The organism is Cupriavidus neocaledonicus (assembly GCF_000372525.1).
GTDB lineage: Bacteria > Pseudomonadota > Gammaproteobacteria > Burkholderiales > Burkholderiaceae > Cupriavidus > Cupriavidus neocaledonicus.
Window position 1 is genome coordinate 113244 of the sequence record NZ_AQUR01000097.1, and the last position, 22810, is coordinate 136053.

At 69.0% G+C, this 22810-nt stretch carries 22 protein-coding genes; 18 read left to right on the forward strand and 4 right to left on the reverse strand.

Annotation, left to right across the window (positions count from 1 at the left end; translation table 11 throughout):
• The 18 genes from A3AG_RS0116300 to A3AG_RS0116385 all read left to right on the forward strand — a co-directional run bounded on the left by A3AG_RS0116300 (position 1) and on the right by A3AG_RS0116385 (position 18963).
• Complete coding sequence (locus tag A3AG_RS0116300; protein ID WP_018006447.1) at positions 1-3738, forward strand: nitrate reductase subunit alpha; 3738 nt, start codon at positions 1-3, stop codon at positions 3736-3738.
• A complete protein-coding gene (gene narH / locus A3AG_RS0116305) occupies positions 3735-5285 on the forward strand; it encodes a nitrate reductase subunit beta (RefSeq protein ID WP_018006448.1) in 1551 nt (516 codons plus the stop codon). Before A3AG_RS0116300 ends, narH begins: the two co-directional genes overlap by 4 nt.
• A 27-nt stretch (positions 5286-5312) precedes the next feature.
• A complete protein-coding gene (narJ, locus tag A3AG_RS0116310) occupies positions 5313-5984 on the forward strand; it encodes a nitrate reductase molybdenum cofactor assembly chaperone (RefSeq protein WP_018006449.1) in 672 nt (223 codons plus the stop codon).
• Positions 5985-6207: 223 nt separating this feature from the next.
• Positions 6208-6891, forward strand: coding sequence for a respiratory nitrate reductase subunit gamma (gene narI, locus A3AG_RS0116315; protein ID WP_018006450.1), 684 nt, complete (start codon positions 6208-6210; stop codon positions 6889-6891).
• 26 nt (positions 6892-6917) lie between these two features.
• Complete coding sequence (locus tag A3AG_RS0116320; protein WP_018006451.1) at positions 6918-7670, forward strand: peptidylprolyl isomerase; 753 nt, start codon at positions 6918-6920, stop codon at positions 7668-7670.
• A gap of 15 nt (positions 7671-7685) precedes the next feature.
• Positions 7686-8384 carry a carbonic anhydrase gene (locus A3AG_RS0116325; protein ID WP_018006452.1) on the forward strand — a complete coding sequence of 233 codons (699 nt, stop codon included), beginning with the start codon at positions 7686-7688 and terminating at the stop codon, positions 8382-8384.
• A 4-nt stretch (positions 8385-8388) separates the two neighbouring features.
• The gene (gene mobB, locus A3AG_RS0116330; RefSeq protein ID WP_018006453.1) at positions 8389-8949 is read left to right on the forward strand and encodes a molybdopterin-guanine dinucleotide biosynthesis protein B; all 561 of its coding nucleotides are present in this window, start codon (positions 8389-8391) and stop codon (positions 8947-8949) included.
• A gap of 80 nt (positions 8950-9029) precedes the next feature.
• On the forward strand, positions 9030-10706 hold the full coding sequence (locus A3AG_RS0116335) for a nitrite reductase (RefSeq protein WP_018006454.1): 1677 nt from the start codon (positions 9030-9032) through the stop codon (positions 10704-10706).
• Positions 10707-10781: 75 nt separating this feature from the next.
• Positions 10782-11105 carry a c-type cytochrome gene (locus A3AG_RS0116340; RefSeq protein ID WP_115678599.1) on the forward strand — a complete coding sequence of 108 codons (324 nt, stop codon included), beginning with the start codon at positions 10782-10784 and terminating at the stop codon, positions 11103-11105.
• Positions 11087-11461, forward strand: coding sequence for a c-type cytochrome (locus A3AG_RS0116345; protein WP_018006456.1), 375 nt, complete (start codon positions 11087-11089; stop codon positions 11459-11461). The genes A3AG_RS0116340 and A3AG_RS0116345 overlap by 19 nt, the downstream gene beginning before the upstream one ends.
• The gene (locus A3AG_RS0116350) at positions 11461-12636 is read left to right on the forward strand and encodes a cytochrome D1 domain-containing protein (RefSeq protein WP_035848962.1); all 1176 of its coding nucleotides are present in this window, start codon (positions 11461-11463) and stop codon (positions 12634-12636) included. Before A3AG_RS0116345 ends, A3AG_RS0116350 begins: the two co-directional genes overlap by 1 nt.
• Positions 12637-12644: 8 nt before the next feature.
• Entirely contained in the window at positions 12645-13634 is a 990-nt protein-coding gene (gene ahbB / locus A3AG_RS0116355; RefSeq protein WP_018006458.1) for a siroheme decarboxylase subunit beta, read from the forward strand.
• Between the two features lie 26 nt (positions 13635-13660).
• Positions 13661-14131, forward strand: a complete 471-nt coding sequence (locus A3AG_RS0116360) for an Lrp/AsnC family transcriptional regulator (protein ID WP_018006459.1) — start codon at positions 13661-13663, stop codon at positions 14129-14131.
• Positions 14131-14652, forward strand: coding sequence for a siroheme decarboxylase subunit beta (gene ahbB / locus A3AG_RS0116365; protein WP_018006460.1), 522 nt, complete (start codon positions 14131-14133; stop codon positions 14650-14652). The genes A3AG_RS0116360 and ahbB (A3AG_RS0116365) overlap by 1 nt, the downstream gene beginning before the upstream one ends.
• Positions 14652-15815 carry a heme d1 biosynthesis radical SAM protein NirJ gene (gene nirJ, locus A3AG_RS0116370; protein WP_018006461.1) on the forward strand — a complete coding sequence of 388 codons (1164 nt, stop codon included), beginning with the start codon at positions 14652-14654 and terminating at the stop codon, positions 15813-15815. Before ahbB (A3AG_RS0116365) ends, nirJ begins: the two co-directional genes overlap by 1 nt.
• Entirely contained in the window at positions 15812-17311 is a 1500-nt protein-coding gene (locus A3AG_RS0116375) for a nitrite reductase (protein WP_018006462.1), read from the forward strand. The genes nirJ and A3AG_RS0116375 overlap by 4 nt, the downstream gene beginning before the upstream one ends.
• Positions 17312-17344: 33 nt before the next feature.
• A complete protein-coding gene (gene cobA, locus A3AG_RS0116380; RefSeq protein ID WP_018006463.1) occupies positions 17345-18106 on the forward strand; it encodes a uroporphyrinogen-III C-methyltransferase in 762 nt (253 codons plus the stop codon).
• Positions 18107-18189: 83 nt separating this feature from the next.
• Complete coding sequence (locus tag A3AG_RS0116385; protein WP_018006464.1) at positions 18190-18963, forward strand: AraC family transcriptional regulator; 774 nt, start codon at positions 18190-18192, stop codon at positions 18961-18963.
• A 26-nt stretch (positions 18964-18989) separates the two neighbouring features.
• On the opposite strand, the gene A3AG_RS0116390 is transcribed toward A3AG_RS0116385, so the two are convergent.
• The 4 genes from A3AG_RS0116390 to pobA all read right to left on the reverse strand — a co-directional run bounded on the left by A3AG_RS0116390 (position 18990) and on the right by pobA (position 22748).
• Entirely contained in the window at positions 18990-19457 is a 468-nt protein-coding gene (locus A3AG_RS0116390) for a RidA family protein (protein ID WP_018006465.1), read from the reverse strand.
• On the reverse strand, positions 19454-20335 hold the full coding sequence (locus A3AG_RS0116395) for a PhzF family phenazine biosynthesis protein (RefSeq protein ID WP_018006466.1): 882 nt from the start codon (positions 20333-20335) through the stop codon (positions 19454-19456). Before A3AG_RS0116395 ends, A3AG_RS0116390 begins: the two co-directional genes overlap by 4 nt.
• A gap of 16 nt (positions 20336-20351) precedes the next feature.
• Positions 20352-21338 carry a Bug family tripartite tricarboxylate transporter substrate binding protein gene (locus A3AG_RS0116400; RefSeq protein WP_018006467.1) on the reverse strand — a complete coding sequence of 329 codons (987 nt, stop codon included), beginning with the start codon at positions 21336-21338 and terminating at the stop codon, positions 20352-20354.
• Positions 21339-21578: 240 nt separating this feature from the next.
• A complete protein-coding gene (pobA, locus tag A3AG_RS0116405) occupies positions 21579-22748 on the reverse strand; it encodes a 4-hydroxybenzoate 3-monooxygenase (protein WP_018006468.1) in 1170 nt (389 codons plus the stop codon).
• Positions 22749-22810 lie beyond the last annotated feature (62 nt).

Here is a 22810-nt window from a genome sequence, read left to right on the forward strand (position 1 = left end):
ATGAGTCATTTCCTGGATCGACTGAAGTTCATGTCGCGCGTCAAGTCAACCTATGCGGACGGCCACGGCGAGGTGGTGAACGAAGACCGCAAGTGGGAAGACGGCTACCGCAGCCGCTGGCAGCACGACAAGATCGTGCGCTCCACCCACGGCGTGAACTGCACCGGCTCCTGCTCCTGGAAGGTCTACGTCAAGAACGGCCTGATCACCTGGGAAACGCAGCAGACCGACTACCCGCGCACGCGCCCGGACCTGCCCAACCACGAGCCCCGCGGCTGTCCGCGCGGCGCGTCGTACAGCTGGTACGTCTACTCCGCGCAGCGCGTCAAGTACCCGATGATCCGCGGCCGCCTGATGGAGATGTGGCGCGAGGCCCGCAAGACCATGGATCCCATCGCCGCCTGGGAATCGATCAGCCAGGATCCGGAGAAGGCGGCGCGCTACAAGAGCGTGCGCGGCCAGGGCGGCTTCGTCCGTGCCGACTGGAACACCGCCACCGAGATGATCGCCGCGGCCAACGCCTTCACCGTGAAGACATTCGGCCCCGACCGCGTCATCGGCTTCTCGCCGATCCCGGCGATGTCGATGGTGTCGTACGCCGCGGGCGCGCGCTACCTGAGCCTGCTCGGCGGCGCCTGCCTGTCGTTCTATGACTGGTACTGCGACCTGCCGCCGGCCAGCCCGCAGATCTGGGGCGAGCAGACCGACGTGCCCGAATCCGCCGACTGGTACAACTCCACCTACCTGATGGTGTGGGGCTCGAACGTGCCACAGACGCGCACGCCCGACGCCCACTTCTACACCGAGGTGCGCTACAAGGGCACCAAGACCGTCGCGGTCTCGTCCGACTTCGGCGAGATGGTCAAGTTCGGCGATATCTGGCTGGCGCCGAAGCAAGGCACCGATGCCGCGCTGGCAATGGCGATGGGCCACGTGGTGCTCAAGGAATTCCACGCCAGCGGCAAGTCCGCCTACTTCCGCGACTACGTGAAGCAGTACACCGACATGCCGATGCTGGTGCTGCTGCGCGAGCACGGCGGCACGCTGGTGCCCGACCACTTCCTGCGTGCCTCGCACCTGGCCAACAACCTCGGCGAAGCCAACCATCCGGAATGGAAGACGCTGCTGGTCGACGACGCCACCGGCGAGATCGTCGCGCCCAACGGCTCGATCGGCTTCCGCTGGGGCGAGGCTGCGCACAACGACGGGGCAAAGGTGGGCCGCTGGAACCTGGAGATGAAGGACGGCGGCAGCGGCCGCGCGGTCGAGCCGCGCTTGTCGCTGCTCGGCCACGGCGACGAAGTGGTCGAGGTCGGCTTCCCCTATTTCGGCGGCGAACACGACGAACTGCTGCGCCGCCGCGTGCCGGCGCGCCGCCTCACGCTGGCCGACGGCAGCACCGCGCTGGTGGCGACCGTGTACGACCTCCAGATGGCCAACTACGGTGTCGACCAGGGCCTGGGCGGCCCCAACGTGGCGTCGTCGTATGAGGACGACGTGCCCTACACCCCTGCCTGGCAGGAGAAGCACACCTCCGTGCCGGCGCGCCTGGTGATACAGGTGGCGCGCGAGTTCGCCGACAACGCCGACCGCACGCAGGGCAAGAGCATGGTGATCGTCGGTGCCGCGCTGAACCACTGGTACCACAACGACATGATCTACCGCGGCATCATCAACCTGCTGATGATGTGCGGCTGCATCGGCAAGAGCGGCGGCGGCTGGGCCCACTATGTCGGCCAGGAAAAGCTGCGTCCGCAGTTCGGCTGGGCCCCGCTGGCATTCGGCCTGGACTGGTCGCGCCCGCCACGCCAGATGAACGGCACCTCGTTCTTCTACAACCACACCAGCCAGTGGCGCCACGAGAAGCTGGCCGTCGACGAGATCCTGTCGCCGACCGCCGACCGCAGGCGCTACGACGGCCTGTCGCTGCTCGACCTGAACGCGAAGTCCGAGCGCATGGGCTGGCTGCCTTCGGCGCCGCAGCTCGGCACCAATCCGCTCGACGTGGTCGATGCGGCCGAGCAGGCCGGCAAGGATCCGGTGGCCTATACCGTCGAGCAACTGAAGTCGGGCGCGCTGCAATTCGCCTGCGACGATCCCGACAACCCGGCCAACTTCCCGCGCAACATGTTCGTGTGGCGCTCCAATATCCTGGGCAGCTCGGGCAAGGGCCATGAGTATTTCCTGAAGTACCTGCTCGGCACGCAGAACGCCGTGTTCGGCGACGAGAACGATGCGATCAGGCCGAGCGAAGTCAACGTACGCCCGGCCGCCGAAGGCAAGCTCGACCTGCTGACCGTGCTGGACTTCCGCATGAGCACCACCTGCCTGTACGGCGACATCGTGCTGCCGACCGCCACCTGGTACGAGAAGGACGACCTCAACACGTCCGACATGCACCCCTTTATCCACCCGCTGTCCGAAGCCGTGCAGCCGCTGTGGGAAAGCAAGACCGACTGGGAAATCTACAAGGCCATCGCGAAGAAGTTCAGCGAGATCGCCGGTCCCTACCTGGGCACGCGCAAGGACCTGGTCTGCACGCCCCTGCTGCACGACACCCCCGGCGAACTGGGCCAGCCGTTCGAGCCCAGGGACTGGAAGGCCGGCGAGTGCGACCTGATCCCCGGCAAGACCGCGCCGTCGATGACGGTGGTCGAGCGCAACTACGCCGATATCTACAAGAAATTCACCTCGATCGGCCCGCTGCTCGACAAGCTCGGCAACGGCGGCAAGGGCATCAACTGGAACACCCAGCACGAGGTGAACGAAATCGGCGAGCTCAGCCACACGGTGACGGAGCCCGGCGTGAGCCAGGGCCGCCCGAAGCTGGAGACCGCGATCGACGCCGCCGAGATGATCCTGACCTTCGCCCCGGAAACCAACGGCCACGTCGCCGTCAAGGCATGGGAAGCGCTGTCGAAGATCACCGGCCGCGACCACACCCACCTGGCCGAAGGGCGCGAGCACGACAAGATCCGCTTTCGCGACGTGCAGGCGCAGCCGCGCAAGATCATCTCAGCGCCGACATGGTCGGGGCTGGAATCGGAAGAGGTCAGCTACAACGCCGGCTACACCAACGTGCACGAGCTGATCCCCTGGCGCACGCTGACCGGCCGCCAGCAGTTCTGGCAGGACCATCGCTGGATGCTGGACTTCGGCGAGGGCGCGTGCGTGTACAAGCCGGCCATCGACACCAAGACCGTGGCGCCGATGCTGGGCAGGAAGCCCAACGGCAACCCGGAGCTGGTGCTGAACTGGATCACGCCGCACCAGAAGTGGGGGATTCACTCCACCTACTCGGACAACCTGCGCATGCTGACGCTGTCGCGCGGCGGCCCGCACGTGTGGATCTCGGAAGCCGAGGCCAAGGCCAACGGCATCCGCGACAACGACTGGGTCGAGGTGTTCAACGTCAACGGCACGCTGACCGCTCGGGTGGTGGTGTCGCAGCGCGTGCCCAAGGGTATGTGCCTGATGTACCACGCCCAGGAAAAGATCGTGAACGTGCCGGGTGCCGAGACCAGCGGCATGCGCGGCGGCATCCATAACTCGGTCACGCGCGCCGTGACCAAGCCCACGCACATGATCGGCGGGTACGCGCAGCTGGCCTACGGCTTCAACTACTACGGCACCGTGGGCAGCAACCGCGATGAGTTCGTGATCCTGCGCAAGATGAAGAAGGTCGACTGGCTGGAAGGGCCGCTGGTGGAAACCAACAAGGAAGGAGCAACGCAATGAAGATCCGCGCCCAGGTGGCCATGGTACTGAACCTCGACAAGTGCATCGGCTGCCATACCTGCTCCGTGACCTGCAAGAACGTCTGGACCAGCCGCGACGGCGTCGAGTACGCGTGGTTCAACAACGTCGAGACCAAGCCCGGCATCGGCTATCCCAGGGAATGGGAAAACCAGGACAAGTGGCAGGGCGGCTGGAAGCGCAATGCCGACGGCACGCTGGAGCCGCGCCAGGGCGGCAAGCTGAAGATCCTGGCGAACTTGTTTGCCAATCCGAACCTGCCGGCGATCGACGAATACTACGAGCCCTTCACCTACGACTATGAACACCTGCAGAAGGCGCCGCTTTCGCAGACGCCGCCGACCGCGCGCCCGGTCTCGGTGCTGACCGGCCGCAAGATGGAGAAGATCGAGTGGGGCCCGAACTGGGAGGACGACCTCGGCGGAGAGTTCAGCTCGCGCGGCCGCGACAAGCTCTTCGACGACGTGCAGAAGGAGATGTACTCGACCTTCGAGAACACCTTCATGATGTACCTGCCGCGCCTGTGCGAGCACTGCCTGAACCCGGCCTGCGTGGCCTCGTGCCCGTCGGGCTCGATCTACAAGCGCGAGGACGACGGCATCGTGCTGGTCGACCAGGACAAGTGCCGCGGCTGGCGCATGTGCATCTCGGGCTGCCCGTACAAGAAGATCTATTTCAACTGGCAGAGCGGCAAGGCCGAGAAATGCCTGTTCTGCTATCCGCGCATCGAGGCTGGCCAGCCTACGGTCTGCTCCGAAACCTGCGTCGGCCGCATCCGCTACCTAGGCGTGATGCTGTACGACGCCGACCGTATCGGGCAGGCCGCGTCGGTGGCCGACGAGCGCGACCTGTACCAGTCGCAGCTCGACGTGTTCCTCGATCCGCACGACCCCAAGGTACAGGCCGAAGCGCTGCGCCAGGGGATTCCGCAAGGCTGGCTCGATGCCGCGCGCAAGTCGCCGGTCTACAAGATGGCGTGCGAGTGGAAGATCGCGTTCCCGCTGCACCCGGAGTACCGCACGCTGCCGATGGTCTGGTACGTCCCGCCGCTGTCGCCGATCCAGTCGGCGGCCGAGGCCGGCCACATGGGCATGAACGGCATCATCCCGGACGTCAAGAGCCTGCGCATCCCGGTCAAGTACCTGGCCAACCTGCTGACCGCGGGCGACGTGATGCCGGTGCTGTCGGCGCTGGACCGCATGCTGGCGATGCGCGCCTACAAGCGCTCGCAGGTGGTCGACGGCGTGCAGGACCTCGATGTCCTGAAGCAGGTGGGCCTGACGCCCGCGCAAGTCGAGGACATGTACAAGACCATGGCCATCGCCAACTACGAAGACCGCTTCGTGATCCCGTCCTCGCACAAGGAAATGGTCGAGGACAGCTTCAACGACAAGGCCAGCTGCGGCTTCACGTTCGGCAACGGCTGCTCGGGCGGCACCTCGGATGGCGCGCTGTTCGGCAAGAAGCCGCAGGGCAGCGTGCATTTCGTCGACATGCCCCGGTCGCGCAAGAAGCCCGTGATGAGCTGAGCGCCCACGAACGAACCGGAGAACAACATGCCCCTCTATCCCATCCTCAGCGCGCTGCTCGGCTATCCCGAGCAGGAACTGCTCGACGCGCTGCCCGAGATCGATGCCGCACTGGCCGAATGGCCCCAGGCGCGCCGCCTGCTGGCGCCAGTGACCGGCATGCTGTGCGGCGAGACGCTGATCGGGCTGCAGGAAAACTATGTCGCCACCTTCGACCGCAACCCGTCGCACTCGCTGCACCTGTTCGAGCATGTGCACGGCGAAAGCCGCGACCGCGGCCAGGCCATGGTCGACCTGATCGACGAATACCGGCGCGCGGGCTTCGAGCCCGTGGCGTCCGAACTGCCCGACTATGTGCCGCTGTTCCTGGAGTTCCTCGGCGCGCTTGCGGCGGACGGCAGCGAGGCACGCGCCGAACGGCTGCTGGGCGAAGCCATCCACGTGCTGGCCGCGATCGGCGACCGGCTCGCGCGCAACCAGAGCCCATACGCCAGCGTGTTCGCGGTGCTGCGCACGCTCACCGACGTGCAGCCGCAACCGCAGCAGGAGCCGCCGGTGCGGGACATGGACGAGGCGCTGGAAACCTTCGGTCCGGGCGCCGATGGCGTGGAGCCGCTGCTGGCGCCGCCGACCGGGCCGCAGGCGGTGAAGTTCTATCCGCGCGGCACGGCGCCGGCGCCTGTGCCGGTGCCTTGCTGAAATGTTGGCCGACCTCCTGTTTTCTCCCCTCTCCCGCCTGCGGGAGAGGGGCGGGGGTGAGGGCGGGAGCTTCGACGAAGCGCCAGTGCTTAAACCACCCCTCACCCTACCCTCTCCCCTGAGGGGAGAGGGGAAAACAGTTGGCAGATCAAGACAGCAAAGCAAGCTCCACCGACGCAATCCAACACCCAGCCTTGCCGTCCACTTACCGAGCTAACACACCATGGCTACCCTCCACCAATTCCTTTTCGGCATCTATCCGTACATCGCGCTTGCCATCTTCCTGTTCGGCAGCCTGGCCCGCTTCGAGCGCGAGCAGTACACGTGGAAGACCGACAGTTCGCAAGTGCTCTATCGCGGCAACCTGCGCATGGGCAACATCCTGTTCCACGTCGGCATCCTGGGCCTGTTCTTCGGGCACCTGGTGGGCCTGCTGACGCCCGTGGCGGTGTGGGACGCGCTGGGCGTCTCGCACGGCTTCAAGCAAGGCGTGGCGATGGCCGCCGGCGGCGTGATGGGCACCATGTGCCTGGCCGGCCTGCTGATCCTGCTGCACCGCCGGCTGACCAACGCCCGCGTGTCCGCCGTGACCCGCACCGGCGACAAGGTGCTGCTGCTGTGGCTGCTGGTGACGCTGCTGCTGGGCCTGTCCACCATCTTTGAATCGGCCGGCCACATGGACGGCCACATGATGGTGCAACTGATGACCTGGGCGCAGCACCTCGTCACGCTGCGCGGCGACGCCGCCAGCTATATCGCCGACGCGCCGCTGCTGTTCAAGGCGCACCTGTTCATGGGCATGACCCTGTTCGTGATCTTCCCGTTCACGCGGCTGGTGCATGTGTGGAGCGGCTTTGCCTCGCTCGGCTACCTGGGCCGTGCCTGGCAGCTGGTGCGCAGCCGCTGAACGCTCAACCCGACAAGGAGAATCCGATGCCTGTCACCGTCAATGGCGTGGAACTGCGCGACGCCGATATCGAGCGCGAACTGGACCACCATCACGACGCCGCCAACCCGGCGCGGATGGCCACCATCTCGGCGATCCTGCGCCTGCTGTTGCGCAGTGAAGCCGAACGCACCGGCCTGGACGCCGAGGCCATGGACGACGACGCGCTGGCGCGGGCGCTGCTGGCGCGCGAGGCCGCCACGCCCGACGCCGACGAAGCCAGCTGCCGACGCCACTACGACAACCACCCCGAGCGTTTCCGCGAAGGCGAATGGGTGGAAGCCGACCACATCCTGTTCCAGGTCACGCCGCGGGTGCCGCTGGACGCGTTGCGCGAGATCGCCGCGCAGACGCTGGCACTGGTGCGCGGCGATCCCGCGAGCTTTGCGCATCATGCCAGCGCGCTGTCCAACTGCCCCAGCGGCGCCAACGGCGGCCGGCTGGGCCGCGTGTTCCGCGGCGAGACCGCGCCGGAGTTCGAGCGCGCCCTGTTCGCGGCCCAGCACGACGGCGTGCTGCCGCAGCTGCTTGAAACCCGTTATGGCTTGCATATCGTGCGCATCCTCGAACGTTGCCCCGGCACGCGCCTGGCGTTCGAGGCGGTGCACGGCGAGATTGCGCGCGCCCTCAGCGAGGCGGCGCGCGACCGCGCCTGGAAGCAGTACGCCAGCCTGCTGATCGGCCGCGCGCGCATCGACGGCATCGAGCTCGAGGGCGCCGACAGCCCGCTGGTGCAGTAGCGAGCGGAGGCGGCCGTGCATCACATCGAACATCTGCTCAAGGGTTTCGAACGCTTCCAGCAACGCTATTTCGACGACGAGCCCGGGCTGTTCGACACCCTGCGCACCGGCCAGCGTCCGCCGACGCTGCTGATCGGCTGCAGCGACTCGCGCGTCGACCCCGGCCTGCTGCTCGGCTGCGACCCGGGCGAGCTGTTTACCGTGCGCAATATCGGCAACCTGGTGCCGCCCTGCACCGGCCGCCACGAAGGCAGCCTGCATGGCGTGTCGGCGGTGATCCAGTTCGCGGTGCAGCAGCTGCGCGTGGCCCGCATCATCGTGATGGGCCACGGCGGCTGCGGCGGCATCCGGGCGCTGCTGGCGCAGCCGGCCGATGCCTGCGACCATCCGCCCGAAGACGGCGAGGATCCGGACTACCTCGGCGCCTGGGTACGCATTGCCGCACCGGCGCGCCGGCAGGTGGAGGAAACCCTGGCAACGGCCAGCGCCGCGCAGCGCCAGCGCGCCTGCGAACAGGCGGCGATCCTGGTGTCGCTGCGCAACCTGCAGACCTTCCCGTTCGTGCGGCGTGCGCTGGAAGCAGGAAGGCTGACGCTGCACGGCTGGTACTTTGATCTCCAGGCCGGCGCGCTGCTGGCCTATTCACAGCGCGCTGACAGCTTCCTGCCGCTGGTGTGCCCGCTGCCGGCTCAATCACAACCCTGCGAAGGCTGACCCCATGCAACCCTTCACCCTTGGCATCACCGGCACCTCCGGCAGCGGCAAGACCAGCCTGATCACGGCGCTGCTGCCGTGGTTCCGCGCACGGGGCCTGACCGTCAACGTGGTCAAGCACAGCCACCATCCGCTCGAGCTCGAGCCGCCGGGCAAGGACAGCGCGCGCTTCCGCGCGGCGGGCGCGGCCGAGGTGATGGTGGCCTCGCCCTATCGCTACGCCATTGTGCGCGAGCTGGCCGACGAGGCCGAGCCGACGCTGGCCGAACAGGTCGCGCGCCTGCGTCCGGCCGATCTCACGCTGGTGGAGGGCTTCCGGCGCGAGGCGATCCCGCGCATCGAGGTCTACCGGCCCGCGCACGGGCGCGCGCCCTACTATCCGGGCGATCCGTCGATCATCGCGCTGGCCACCGACGCTCGCATGGATACCGTGCTGCCATGCATGGCGCTGGACGATATCGCGCAGATCGGCGGCTTTATCCTGGCCCTGCGCGACCAGGCCGCCGCGAGCCTGCCCGCTTCGTTTGATGCCAGTCAATCCCATGTCGGCAGTGTGTGCGCATGATCGCCACATGACGACAGGTCCAGGCCACACCCGCCTGCGCACCGCGCAATCGCTTTCCCACCGCTGATCCACGGCACCCCATGAAAGCAAAAAACTGGCTGTATCCGGCAATCGCGGCATTGCCGCTCGCGCTCTGGCTTGGCCTGCCTCACGCTGCCACCAAGGCCGACCCCAGGACCGCGCCGAAGGCTGAACAGAAGGCCGCCATCCCCACGCTGACCACCGCTGAATTCGATCACGCGCGGCAGATCTACTTCGAACGCTGCGCCGGCTGCCACGGCGTGCTGCGCAAGGGTGCCACCGGCAAGGCGCTGACGCCGGACATCACCCGCGCGCGCGGCACCGAATACCTGAAGACCTTCATCAAGTACGGCAGCCCCGCCGGCATGCCCAACTGGGGCACCTCGGGCGACCTCACCGACAAGGAAGTCGACCTGATGGCGCGCTACATCCAGCTCGACCCGCCGACGCCACCTGAATTCTCGCTCGCCGATATCGAGAAAAGCCGCAAGGACATCGTGCCGGTGGCCAAGCGCCCGACGCGGAAGATGAACCAGTACAACCTCGACAACCTGTTCTCGGTCACGCTGCGCGATGCCGGCGAGGTTGCGCTGATCGACGGCGACAGCAAGCAGATCATCAATATCGTCAAGACCGGCTATGCGGTGCATATCTCGCGCATGTCGGCGTCCGGGCGCTACCTGTACGTAATCGGCCGCGACGCGCGGCTGGACCTGATCGACCTGTGGCTGCCCAGGCCCGATATCGTCGCCGAAGTGAAGGTCGGCATGGAGGCGCGCTCGGTCGAGACTTCAAAGTACAAGGGCTACGAGGACAAGTACGCGGTGGCCGGATCCTACTGGCCGCCGCAGTACGTGATCATGGAAGGCGACACGCTCAAGCCGCTCAAGGTAGTGTCCACGCGCGGCATGACCGTCGACAACGAATACCACCCCGAGCCGCGCGTGGCGTCGATCGTGGCCAGCCATTTCCATCCGGAGTTCGTCATCAACGCCAAGGAGACCGGCAAGATCCTGATGGTCAACTACTCGGACCTGGCCAACCTGAAGACCACCACCATCGACTCGGCCAAGTTCCTGCATGACGGCGGCTTCGATTCGACCGGGCGCTACTTCCTGGTCGCGGCCAACGCCTCGGACAAGATCGCTGTGGTCGACACCAAGGAAGACAAGCTGGCTGCGCTGGTCAACGTCGGCAAGACCCCGCACCCGGGCCGCGGCGCCAACTTCACGCATCCGCAGTTCGGCCCGGTCTGGGCCACCAGCCACCTGGGCGACGAAACCATCAGCCTGATCGGCACCGACCCCGCCGGCCATCCGGCGCAGGCATGGAAGGTGGTGCAGACGGTCAAGGGCCAGGGCGGCGGCTCGCTTTTCATCAAGACCCACCCCAAGTCATCCAACCTGTGGGTCGATACCCCGCTGAACCCGGACGCCAAACTCAACCAGTCGGTCGCGGTGTTCGACACGCGCAACCTCGACGCCGGCTTCGAGGTGCTTCCCATCGCCGAGTGGGCCGACCTGAAGGGCAGCGGCGCCAGGCGCGTGGTGCAGGCCGAATACAACAAGGCCGGCGACGAGGTCTGGTTCTCGGTGTGGGGCACTAAGGACGGTGAATCCGCGCTGGTGGTAGTCGACGACAGGACCCGCACGCTCAAGACCGTGATCAAGGACAAGCGCCTGGTCACGCCGACCGGCAAGTTCAACGCCTACAACACGCAGCACGACGTCTACTGAGCCTGCGCCCTCACTGCGCCCCGGCGCGGCGAGGGCCGCCGACGTCCCCGCGTTACTTCCATGGAGAAAACCATCATGCGAACACAACCCGCGCTGCGTGCGCTGCTGGCGGCGTTCGGCTGCCTGCAGGCATTCGGCACAGCCATGCCGGCACACGCCAGCCAGGCCCTGGCATCAAGCAAGGCCTGCCTGGCTTGCCATGCCATCGACAAGAAGATGGTCGGCCCCGCGTTCCAGGACATCAAGGGCAAGTACACCGGCAGGAAGGACGCGCAGGCGCAGATGGTCCAGTCCATCCTGAAGGGAAGCAGCGGCCGCTGGGGCCCGGTGCCGATGCCAGCCAACGCGGTCAGCGCGGCCGACGCCAACACGCTGGCCAAATGGATCCTTTCCCTCTGAACCGCATTGCATGGCACCGCGCCGCGGTCGCGTTGCTGGTCGCCTCAGCCTGCGCCAGCGCGCTCGCATCCGCGGACCCGCCCGCGCCGGCGCGGCAGGCGCAACTGGCGCACTGGCTGCGCGACGATTGCGGCGCCTGCCACGGCATGACCCTGCGCGGCGGGCTGGGTCCGCCGCTGACGACCGCCAGCCTTGCAGGCAAGCCGCCTGACGGCCTCGTGGCCACCGTGCTGTACGGGCGGCCCGGCACGGCGATGCCGCCCTGGCAACCTTTCATGACGCAGGATGAAGCCCGATGGCTGATCGATCGACTCCGGGCCGGCCAGCCGCCGGCCGTCACGCCGCAAGGCAACTGATGCGCGGGCTGGCCGCGGCGGCATGCACGGCTCTCGTCGCCATGCTCGCTGCCGGTTGCGCCGCCACCGTGCGCGGCACCGGCGACCTGGGCGTGGTGGTGGAGCGCGCCGCGGGCCGGCTGCAGATCGTCGAGACCACCGGCATGACCCGCCTCGCCACGGTCGAAGGGCTGGGCGACCTGTCCCATGCCAGCGTGGTGTTCTCGCGCGATGCGCGCTATGCCTATGTGTTCGGCCGCGACGGGGGCCTGACGCGCGTGGACCTGCTTGGCGCGCGTATCACCCACCGCGTGCTGCAGGCCGGCAACAGCATCGGCGGCGCCATCTCGCAGGATGGCCGCGTGGTCGCCGCGCAGAACTATGCGCCGGGCGGCATCCGGCTGTTCGACGCGCAGACGCTGGCGCCGCTGGCAGACCTGCCGGCGATCGGCAGCGACGGGCGCCGCGCCAAGGTGGTCGGGCTGGCCGACCTGCCGGGCCGGCGCTTTGCCGCGAGCCTGTTCGAATCCGGCGAAATCTGGATCATCGACGCCAGCGATCCGCGCCAGCCGCAGGTAACGCGCCTGCCTGCGGGGCGCGAGCCTTACGACGGCCTGGTCACGCCCGACGGCCGCTGGTACCTGGCCGGCCTGTTCGGCGAAGACGGCCTGGCGCTGGTCGACCTGTGGCAGGCGCCGCCGCTTGCGCGCCGCATCCTGTCCGGCTATGGCCGCGGCAATGCGCCGCTGCCGGTCTACAAGATGCCGCACCTGCGCGGCTGGGCCATGGCGCAAGGCATGGCGTGGCTGCCGGCGATAGGGCGCCATGAAGTGCTGGTGGCCGATCCCGCCAACGGCTGGCGCGAGGCGGCGCGCGTGGCGCTGGCGGGCCAGCCGGTGTTCGCCATGGCGCGGCCCGACGGGCGCCAGGTCTGGGTCAATTTCGCCTTTCCGCACAACGACACCGTGCAGATAATCGACACCGCCACGCGCCAGGTGGTGCGCACGCTGCGCCCCTGCCGCGGGGTGCTGCACATGGAATTCACGCCCAAGGGCGAAGCGCTGTGGCTGTCCTGCCGCGACGACAACCGCGTCGAGGTCTACGACACCGCCACCCTGGAACGCCTGGCCACGCTGCCGGCCGACAATCCCAGCGGCATCTTCTTCACCGCGCGCGCGCAGCGCTTCGGCATGTAGGGCGCGCCATGTTTAACGAGCAAAGCCTCTATGACCAGCTGCAGCGCGGCTTCCCGCTGCAGCCGCGGCCCTACCAGGCGCTGGCCGCAAAAGCCGGACTGTGCGAGCACGCGTTGCTGACCTTGCTGGCGCGCGATCTCGGCACCGGACGCATCAGCCGCGTCGGCGCCGTGTTCGCGCCGAACGTGATCGGCGTCAGCACGCTCGGCGCCTTGTCGGTGCCGCCGGCGCAGCTGGACCGCGTGGCGGCGCGCGTCAGCGCCTGCGCGGCGGTCAGCCACAACTACGCGCGCAGCGGCCATCGCTACAACCTGTGGTTTGTCGCGGGCGCGCGCGAGCGCGGCATGCTCGATGCCACGCTGGCGTCGATCGGCGACCTCACCGGCCTGGCACCGCTGGACCTGCCGATGGCGCGCGAGTACCACATCGACCTGGGCTTTCCGCTGGCATGCCAGCACGGCGCCCGCCCGCGCCGGGCCGCCACGCTGGCGCCGCCTGCCGCTGCCGTGGCCCTGGACGACGACGACTGGCGCCTGGTCGCCGCGCTGGAAGCCGGGCTGCCGCTGACGCCGCGCCCGTTCCATGCGCTGGCGCGGCAGGCTCGCCTGGCCGTGCCGCAGGTGTTCGAGCGGCTGGCGCACTGGTCGGCGCAAGGCGTGATCCGGCGCGTGGGGGTGGTGCTGCGCCACGGGCGCTTCGGCTACCGCCACAATGCCATGTGCGTGTGGGACGTGCCCGACGGCCGCGTCGACGCCATCGGCATGAGCGTGGCACGGCAGCCGCGCGTGACCCTGTGCTACCGCCGCGAGCGCCGGCTGCCGGACTGGCCCTACAACCTGTTTGCCATGATCCACGCCCGCAGCGCGCAGGACCTCCAGACCGCGCTGGCGCAGGTCCGCGCCGCCGCCGGGCTGGAGCAGGTGCCCGGCTCGGTGCTGGTCGGCACGCATTGCTACAAGCAGCGCGGCACGCGCTACGCCACCCAGGTGCCGGCATGAATCGCGCCGCCGCGTCCTGCGACGCTATGGATCCAACCGATCGTCCCGAACCTCTCGATGCACTCGACCGCCGCATCGTCAACGCCCTGCAGCGTGGCCTGCCGCTGGTGCCGCGCCCGTACGCCGAAGCCGCCGGGGCGCTCGGCATCACCGAAGCCGTCCTGCTGGAGCGGCTGCGCGCGCTGCTGGCCAACGGCGTGCTGACGCGCTTCGGCCCGCTGTACCAGGTCGAGCGCGCGGGCGGCCGCTTCGTGCTGTGCGCCTGCCACGCGCCGGCGGCGCGGCTGGACGCCGTCATCGCCGCCATCAACGCCCACCCCGAGGTCGCGCACCACTACGCGCGCACCCACCACCTGAACCTGTGGTTCGTGCTGGCGGTGGCGCGGCCGGAGCAGGTCGCGCCGGCGCTCGCGCGCATCGCCGCCACGGCCGGGGTCGAGGTGTTGCCGTTTCCCAAGGAACGCGAGTTCTTCGTCAACCTCTATCTGCCCGCCTGATGCCAGACGCTGCCGACGCTGCCGACTCCACCGACCTGGCGTTGATCCGCGCCACCCAGGCCGGCCTGCCGCTGGTATCGGCCCCGTTCGCCGCGGTCGCCGCCGCGCTTGGCCTGACCGAGACCGAAGTCATTGCACGCCTGGCGGCGATGCAGGCGCGCGGCATGCTGCGCCGCATCGGCGCGGTGCCCAACCACTACCGGCTGGGCTGGCGCGCCAATGGCATGACGGTGTGGGACGTGAACGATGCCCGCGTCGAGGCGCTCGGCGAACGCGTGGGTGCGCTGCCCTTCGTCAGCCACTGCTACCTGCGCCCACGCCGCCTGCCGCACTGGCCCTACAACCTGTTCGCGATGGTCCACGCGCGGACGCGCGCCGACGCGGTGCCGCAGATCGAGCGAATCGCCGCACTGCTGGGCGACGCCTGCCGCGCGCATGATGTGCTGTGGTCCACCCGCATCCTGAAGAAAACCGGCCTGCGCCTGCCACCGGCCGGCGCTGCCTCACAGGAGCCACGCTGATGTTCCGCCTGTCCCGTTTCATGGAAGCCCTGCGCGATGCCGGGCCGGTGCCGCCTGCCCGCAAGGCCGCCGGGCCGGTCGTGATCTGGAACCTGATCCGCCGCTGCAACCTCAACTGCCGGCATTGCTACGCCACCTCTGCCGACACCGACTTCAAGGGCGAGCTCGACACCGCCGAAGCGCTGAACGTGCTTGGCCAGCTGCGCGACGCACGCGTGCCCGCGCTGATCCTGTCCGGTGGCGAGCCGCTGCTGCGGCCGGACCTGTATGACATTGCCGCGCATGCGCGCGCGCTTGGCTTCCACCTGTCGCTGTCGTCCAACGGCACGCTGCTCGATGCCGGCCACGCCGCGCGGCTGGCCGCGGCGGGCTTCGACTATGTCGGCGTCAGCCTGGACGGCCTGCCCGCCACGCACGACCGCTTCCGCCGCAGCGACGGCGCCTTCGCGCAGGCGCTGGCCGGCCTGCGCATGGCGCGCGCCGCCGGCCTGCGCGTCGGCGTGCGCATGACGCTGACCGAAGCCAACGCCGCACAGCTTCCCGATCTCGTCGCGCTGGCCGAAGGCGAAGGCATCGACAAGTTTTACCTGTCCCACTTCAACTACGCCGGCCGGGCGCGCAGCCATCGCGCCGACGACGCGCGGCATGCGCGCACGCGCGCCGCGCTGGACTGGCTGTTCGACCATGTCTGGCAGCGCACGCGCGCGGGACATGCCGGCGACTTCGTCACCGGCAACAACGACGCCGACGGGGTTTACCTGCTGCACTGGATTGCGCAGCGCTTCCCGCACCGCGTCGCGGACATGCGCCAGCGGCTGGAACAGTGGGGTGGCAACGCGACCGGCGTGGGGGTTGCCAATATCGACAACCTCGGCAATGTGCACCCCGACACGATGTGGTGGCATGTCACGCTGGGCAACGTGCGCGACCGCCCCTTTGGCGAGATCTGGGCCAGCCGCGCCGATCCGCTGATGGCGGGACTGGCCAGCCGGCCGCGCCCGTTGCAGGGACGCTGCGCGGACTGTGCGCACCGCGCCATCTGCAACGGCAATACGCGAGTACGTGCCCTTGCGCTGACCGGCAACGCATGGGCGGAAGATCCGGGCTGCTACCTCAGCGACGGCGAAATCGCCAGCCCGCTCCAGGCGGAGGTGACGGCATGACACGCATTGCGCGATGGCTGCTGTCCCTGGCGTTGGCGTGCGGGATGCAATCCGCATTGTCGGTCGATCCTGCTGCGCACTACGCCCAGCACTGCGCTGCCTGCCACGGCGCCGACCGCCTCGGCGGCATGGGCCCCGCGCTGCTGCCGGAAAGCCTGGAGCGGCTGCGCGCCAGCGAACTCGACAGCGTGCTGCGCGACGGCCGCGCCGCGACGCAGATGCCGGCGTTCGGCCCCACGCTGGCGGCGCCGGAACTGCAGGCGCTGGCGCGCTGGCTGCGCACGGCACCGGCCGCCGCGCCGCAATGGAGCGCCGATGCGATCCGGGCCAGCCACGTGGTCATGCATGCGCCCGGCACGCTGCCGGCGCGCCCCGTGTTCAGCGCCGACCCGCAGAACCTGTTCGTGGTGGTCGAGGCAGGCAGCCATCACATGACCGTGCTCGACGGCGACAAGCTGGCGCCGATCCATCGCCTTGCCACGCGCTTCGCCTTGCACGGGGGCCCCAAGTTCAGCCGCGATGGCCGCTATGTCTTCATGGCAAGCCGCGACGGCTGGGTCAGCAAGTACGACCTGTGGAACCTGGCCTATGTCGCCGAGATCCGCGTCGGCATCAACACGCGCAACGTTGCCGTCAGCGATGACGGACGCTGGGTGCTGGCCGGCAATACGCTGCCGCGCACGCTGGTGCTGCTGCGCGCCGACGACCTGTCGCTGGTGCGGGTGATCGATGTCAGGGGCCGCAATGGCGACGTATCGCGGGTATCGGCTGTCTATGACGCGGCGCCGCGCCACAGCTTTGTCGCGGCGCTGAAGGACATCGCCGAAGTCTGGGAGATCCCATATGCCGACGCCGCCGGCAAGCCACTGGCGTCGCTGGCGCCGCGCGCGATCGTGCTGGACGACGTGCTCGACGATTTCTTCTTCGACCAGCCTTACCGCCACATCCTTGGCGCATCGCGCAGCGGCGGCGGCCAGGTGATCGACCTCGACCAGGGTCGCAAGGTGGCCTCGCTGGCGCTTGGCGGCATGCCTCACCTCGGCAGCGGCATCACGTGGGAGCTGGGCGGCCATGCAGTGATGGCGTCGCCCGACCTCGGCCAGGGCCGCATCCCGGTGATCGACATGCAGGACTGGCGTATGGTCGCAGCCATCCCCACCAACGGGCCCGGCTTCTTCCTGCGCAGCCACGAGAACAGCCGCTACGCGTGGGCCGACGCCATGATGAGCCCGCGGCGCGACACGCTGCAGGTGATCGACAAGCAGACCCTGCAAGTCGCCGGCAGCGTCACGCCCAGCCCGGGCCGCACCGCCGCGCATGTGGAATTCACGCGCGACGGGCGCCATGCACTGGTCAGCCTGATGGAGCGCGACGGCGCGATCGTCGTCTACGACGCCGCCACGCTGCAGGAAGTGAAGCGCATCCCGATGGACAAACCCATCGGCAAGTACAACGTCTTCAACAAGACCACGCGATCGGCTGGCACCAGTCACTGATGCCAGGCCACCGAACACGCAGGAGCCCCTTGCATGAACTCTCCCCTCAAGCCCGGCAAGGTCTGGCTGGTCGGTGCCGGCCCCGGCAGTCCCGACCTGGTCACGGTGCGCGCGGTGCGCGCGCTCGGCTGCGCCGACGTATGGCTGGTCGATGACCTGGTCTCGCCGGAGATGTCCTGCTATGCCCGGCCCGGCGCGCATGTCGAGTGGGTCGGCAAGCGCGGCGGGCGCTGCTCGGTCACCCAGGCGCGCATCCAGCAGCTGACGCTGCAGCACGCGCTGGCCGGCCGCGCCGTGGCGCGCGTCAAGGGTGGCGATCCGCTGCTGTTCGGCCGCGGCGGCGAAGAGGCCGCGTTCCTGCGCGCGCACGGCGTGCCGGTGGAAGTGGTCAACGGCATCAGCAGCGGCGTCGCTGCGGCGCAGGCCCTGGGCATCGCGCTGACCCACCGCGCCCACTGCCACGGCGTGACCTTCGTCACCGCCCACACCAGCGAACACGGCTCGCCGGACTGGGACGCGCTGGTGCGCGGCGGCACCACGCTGGTCATCTACATGGGTATGAGCCGGCTCGCGGCGATCCGCGACGGGCTGCTGGCGGCCGGCATGCGCGCCGATACGCCGGCGGCGGTGGTGATGCATGCAGGCGGCGCGCAAGAGTGCTGCTGGGCCGGCACGGTGCAAACGCTGACCGATGCGCTGGCCGCCGGGATGGCCAGCCCGGCGGTGGTGCTGGTGGGCGGCGTGGTGGCCGAGGCGATGCCGCGGGTGATGGCCTTGTCGTCCGCTGCGCCGTAGTCCAGGCTCGGGACTCCCCGTCCCGCCCCGGGATATGGCACCATCGTCGGCACGCGCCAACCCACCCCGCACGCGTCCCGAAAGTGGCTGCCCTGACACATCACTCTCCCAAGCTGCACCTGACCGCCGAGCGTGGCTTTGCGCTGCATGAAAGCCGCCACGCGGGATTCCGGCGCGAATGGCATACGCACGACTGCAGCATGCTGCTGTGGACGCGCGCCGGCCGGCTGCGCAGCGTGTGGGAAAGCCAGCCCGACACGCCGCAGCCCGGTCCGGTCGCGGCCACGCTGGTACGCGGCGGGGCGGTGCTGCTGCCGGCGTCGACGCGCCATTTCACCGCGGCGGAAGCCGGACGACAGCATCACGGTGAACTCTACCTGCCCCCCGACAGGCTGCGCAGCGCCGCGCCTTACGGCGCGCTGCGGCTCGACGGCGCCGCGCTGGCAATGCTTGAAGCGCTGCTGACGCCCGGGCTTGCGCCTGCCAGCGCGGAGCTGCTGGTGCGCGCCATCGTCGGGCAGATCATGGCCAGCCCGCTGCTGGCGCTGCCGCAGGAGCCGGCTTCGCTCGCGCTCAGGCTGGTGCGATGCTTCAGCGCGGCGCTGGAGCGCGACCAGGCGCTGCCGTCGATCGATGCCGCGGCCTGCACCCTGGGCGCATCGGCGCGGCAGCTGCAGCGCGCCTGCCAGCTCGAGTTCGGCGCGAGCCCGGTCACGGTCCGCCGGCGCGTGCTCGCGGCGCATGCGCGCAGCCTGCTGGCAGAGGGGCTCCCGCTGGCCCGCGTCAGCGAGCGCCTTGGCTTTGCCAGCAGCGGCCATCTCGTGCGCCTGCTGCGCGAGGTTCCGCCAGCGCGCTGAGGGCACCAGCCGGGCATTCCTGCCGGTCATGCCAGGCAGGCCTCCAGCTCGATCTCGATCCAGGCACGGTCCGGCAGGCTCGCCACCCCCACCGCGGTGCGGGCCGGCAGCGCCTGATCGGGGAAAGCCAGTGCCAGCAGCGCGGAGGCACTGTCCACCACCAGCGAATGCCGGGTGAAATCGCCGTGCGCACGCACGAAGCCGCGCAGCCGCGTGACCTGCCGCACCGCCGCCAGTTCGCCACCGGCGGCTGCCCGCAATACAGCCAGCGCATTCAGCATCGCCACCTCGGCGGCAAGGCGAGCGGCCGGGAGATCGGCTTCCGTGGCGCAGCAGCCGGCCATGGCAATGCCGTCACGCCGGGGCGTCTGGCCGCTGACGCTGACGCGTCCGTCGATCAGGCAGGCCGGCGCGTAGCTGCCGCGCGGGACGGGCGCGTCCGGCAGCGCAAAGCCCGCGGCCGCGAGCCGGTCTTCCGGCGTGGTGGCGCTCATGGCTGGCTCCAATGGACCGCGCCGGTAAGCCAGCAACCCTGCGCCGTGCCGTCGGCCGCCACGCGCGGCGCCACCAGGATTTCCGACGGCCGGCCCATGGTTTCGCCCTGCCGTACCGCGAGTACTGGCGCGCTCCCTCCGGCATAGCCGGCAAGGTGTCCCCACAGCGCGGCGGCGGCAATGCCGGTGGCGGCGTCTTCCGGGTAGCCGGAAGCGCGCGGAAACTGCCGTGCATGGACCGCCCGCGTGGCTGGCGGAGCCGGGGGATCGTCGGTTGCCGCATCCGCATACGGGTACAGCCCGGTGGACCCGATCGCATCGCACAACGCCGCCATTCGTGCGAAGTCCGGCCGCAACGCGGCCAGCGCCGCCACATCCGGCATCGCCACCAGCGTCTTGACGCGGCTGGTGCAGGCATTGGTCATGGCATGGCCGCCGCCCTCGCCAGGCAGGCCCAGCACCGCGGCGACCGCCCGGCGCCGGGCCGCATCCAGCGCGCTTGCCTGCACCGGCGGCTGCGAAATCCACACCCGCTGCGCCGCCTCGTCCCAGCGCGCCGCCACGATGCCGCTCAGCGTCTCGACGCGCGCGGCCGGCGTGGTCCAGCGGCCCCACTGGCGCAGCGCCCACAATGCGCCCACCGTGGCGTGGCCGCACATCTCCATCTCGTGCCTCGGCACGAAGAAGCGCAGGCGCAGGTCCGCCCCCTCCGCCGACGGCGGCAGCACAAAGGCGGATTCATGGCCATGCCGTGCCGCGACCTGCTGCATCTCCGCCTCGGACATGCCTTGCGCATCGGCCACCAGCGGTACCGGGTTGCCGCCGCCGGGGGCCCGCACGAACACGTCGATCAGCGCCGCGCGGCCGCGCGCGGGCATGGTGTGCAGCTGTGGCTTATTCAATCGTCGCTCCCACGGACCGGGCAATCTCGCCCCAGTAAGACAAGTCGTGCTGCACGGTGCCGAGCATCTCCGCAGGCGTGCCCGGGCGCGCCGTCACGCCCTTGTCGGCGAGTTCGCGGACGGTGTCCTTGTCCGCCAGCACCTGGTTGAGCGCCTGGTTCATGCGCGCAACGATCGGCGCCGGCGTCCCGCGCGGATATGCCAGTCCATACCAGAGCTGCTGCGCGAAGCCCGGCACGCCCTGGCTGGCGAAGGTCGGCACGCCGGGCAGCAGCGGCGTCGGAGCGGTCGTGGCGACCGCAACCAGCTTGCCGGCGCGGAGATACGGCACCAGTCCCGCGGGGTTGTCGAACATCAGCTGTACCTGGCCACCGATAAGGTCGGTATAAGCGGGCGCCGCGCCGCGATACGGCACATGCGTCAGCGGCACCCTGGACAACGCCTGGAACTGCACACCGATCAGGTGCGATACCGTGCCCACGCCGACCGAGGCAAAGCTGTACTGCGCGGGCTTGTCGTGGCGCAACCGGTCGAGCAGCGCCTTCACGTCAGGTGCCTGCAGTGCGCGATTGACCGCGAGCACGTAAGGCGACGTGCCGATAAAGCCAGCGTAGGCAAAGTCGGCGGCGGGCTTGTACGGCAGCCTGGGATAGACGCTGGCGCTGACCGCATGCGTGCTGGTGGTCGCCACGCCCACCACGTAGCCGTCCGGCGCGGCACGCGCCACGAACGTAGCGCCGATGGTGCCACCCGCACCGCTGCGGTTGTCGATCACCACGGGCTGGCCGAGCGCCGCCTGCAGCCGGGGCTGGATGGTGCGGACCAGCAGGTCGGTGCCACCGCCCGCCGGGAACGGAACCACCAGCGTGACCGGCTTGATGGGCCAGTCCTGGGCGACGGCGGCGCCGGCCGGGGCCAGGCAAAGCACCCCGAGCAGGCAGGCGTGCAGATTGGGAAAGATGGGTGGCAGGTTTGCCATGGCGCGTTCTCCTTGACTCGAACGGCTTGAGTCTAGGGATGGCGCAGTCAGCGGCCAAACCGGCAGGCGACAGGCCTTGATCCGAAATCGGACAACGGCGATCGCCGTCCCACCATGCCGCCGCACCACTGCAGTGGCATGGGGTCGCGACAAGGCTGGCGCGCTGCCGGTTTGCTGCCCTCTCACACTGCGCGGGAGAGGGAAGCCTTCGCTGGCGGTAGTGGCTTTCGTTCAGCGCCGCTAATAAGGCAACCCCACATAATTCTCCGCCAACGCCCGGCAAGCCGCTTCCGAACCCACCAGGTAATCGAGCTCGGCCCGCTGCATGCGCAGCGCAAACGGATCCGCATCGGGGAAGCGATGCATCAGCGAAGTCAGCCACCACGAAAAGCGCTCGGCCTTCCAGATGCGGCGCAGGCAGCGCGCCGAATAGGCATCCAGTTCGCGCTTGTCGTCATGCCGGCAGGCGGCGACCAGTCCGTCGGCCAGGGTCAGCACGTCGCTGGCGGCCAGGTTCAGCCCCTTGGCGCCGGTGGGCGGCACGATATGCGCGGCGTCGCCGGCCAAGAACAGGTTGCCGAAGCGCATCGGCTCGCACACAAAGCTGCGTAGCGGCGCGATGCTTTTCTCGATGCTCGGGCCCGTCACCAGCGACTGCGCCGACTGCGGGTCGAGGCGGCAACGCAGTTCGTCCCAGAAGCGGTCATCGGACCAGTCCTCCACGCGCTCGCTCGACGGCACCTGTACATAGTAGCGGCTGCGCGTGCGCGAGCGCATGCTGCACAACGCAAAGCCGCGTTCATGGCTGGCATAGATCAGTTCGTCCGCCACCGGCGGCGTGTCCGAGAGGATGCCAAGCCAGCCGAACGGATAGACGCGCTCGAACAGCTGCGTGGCGGTAAGCGGCACGCTCTGGCGGCTGACGCCATGAAAGCCGTCGCAGCCGGCGATGTAGTCGCATCGGATCTCGTGCGCCACGCCACCCTTGCGGTAGCGCACCACCGGCCTGGCGCCATCGAAGTCATGCAGGCTGACATCCTGCGCCTCGTAGACCGTGGTGATGCCCGCTTCCTGCCGTGCCGCCATCAGGTCGCGCGTGACCTCGGTCTGGCCGTAGACGGTCACGCTGCGGCCGACCAGCGCGTGCAGGTCGATGCGATGCCGCTGGCTATCGAACGACAGCTCGATGCCGTCGTGCACCAGCCCTTCCTCGTGCAGCCGCGCCGCCACGCCCGCGCGCTCCAGCGCATCGACGGTCACGCTCTCGAGGATGCCGGCGCGGATGCGTCCCAGCACGTATTCCGGACTGCGTTGCTCGACGATGATGTTGTCGATGCCTGTCTTGGTAAGCAACTGCCCGAGCAACAGGCCGGCGGGGCCGGCGCCGATGATGGCAACCTGGGTGCGCATGTCTTGTCTCCATTTGTGTATCGATCTGCTGGCGCTAACGATAGTTGCCGGACGCTCGCTAC